The 1,436-nt window shown below is 71.2% G+C and carries 1 protein-coding gene; it reads right to left on the minus strand.

The genetic code is table 11. The features are described 5' to 3' along the window. Positions 1-1,326, minus strand: a 1,326-nt coding sequence (locus G7A99_RS19675) for a DEAD/DEAH box helicase (RefSeq protein WP_163143417.1), incomplete at its 3' end; no start/stop codon positions are given. Between the last annotated feature and the right edge of the window lie 110 nt (positions 1,327-1,436).

Here is a 1,436-nt window from a genome sequence, read left to right on the forward strand (position 1 = left end):
GGCGACCTCGTCAAGGAGCAGCGGCGTGCCGCCCTGGGCGGCATGGGCGAGGGCGGCGGCGACCGCGGTGGGCTCGGCGCCGGTCTCTTCCACGTACTCCTCGATCAGCCGGCGGAACACGCTCAGGTCCGTGTCCGCGAGCGTCTCGGTGATCCGCTGCTTGAAGCGCTCGACGCGGCGCGTGTTCACGTCGTCGGCGCTCGGCAGGCGCATGGGCTCGATGCTCTGACGGGTGGCGCGCTCGATGGTGCGCAGCATGCGCCGTTCCCGGGGCGCGACGAACAGGATCGCCTCGCCGCTGCGCCCGGCCCGGCCCGTGCGCCCGATGCGGTGGACGTAGGACTCCGGGTCGTAGGGGATGTCGTAGTTGAGCACGTGGCTGACACGCTCGACGTCGAGTCCGCGCGCCGCCACGTCGGTGGCCACGATGATATCCACCCGGCCGTCGCGCAGGCGGGCGACGGTGCGCTCGCGCTGGGCCTGGGGGATATCGCCGTTGAGGGCCTCGCAGCTGAAGCCGCGGGCGGTGAGCTTCTCGGCGAGCTCCACCGTGGCGTTCTTGGTGCGTACGAACACCAGCATGCCGTCGATGGGCTCGGCCTCCAGCAGCCGGGTCAGGGCGTCGAGCTTGTGGATGCCGCTCACCGACCAGTAGCGCTGGCGGATGGTCTGGGCCGTGGAGGAGCGGGCCTCGATGCGGACCTCCTCCGGGTCGTTCAGGTGGTTGTGGGCCACCCGGCGGATGCTCGACGGCATGGTCGCGGAGAACAGCGCCACCTGCCGGTCCGGCGGGGTCTGGCCGAGGATCCACTCGACGTCGTCGATGAATCCCATGCGCAGCATCTCGTCCGCCTCGTCCAGGACCAGCGCGGAGAGGGTCTCCAGGGCCAGGGTGCCGCGGCGCATGTGGTCCATCACCCGTCCGGGCGTGCCCACGACCACCTGGGCGCCGCGCCGCAGCTGGCGCAGCTGGATGCCATAGTCCTGGCCGCCGTAGAGCGGCAGGACGTGGAAGTCCTCGAGGTGGCGGGCGTAGGTCTGGAATGCCTCCGCCACCTGGATGGCCAGCTCGCGGGTGGGGGCGAGCACCAGGAGCTGGGTGTCCCGGCGGCTGACATCCAGCCGGGAGAGCAGCGGCAGCGCGAACGCGGCGGTCTTGCCGGTCCCGGTCTGGGCCTGGCCGAGCAGGTCACGGCCGGCGAGCAGTGGCGGGATGCTCCGGGCCTGGATCGGGGTCGGGGCCTCGTAACCGGCCTCCTGCAGAGCGGTGAGAACGGGGGCACTCAGGCCCAGTGCCGGGAAGCCGGCGGGCGAATCGGAAGTCAACGTGGTGGAACCCTGGGTGTAGCGGGAGAGGACTGGCAGGCCAGACGAAACGTACAGTATACGTCATCCTCGTCAGCATCCGAAGCCCGGTGCGGTGCCGGCCGTCGCGT

Source organism: Arhodomonas sp. KWT (assembly GCF_010993615.1).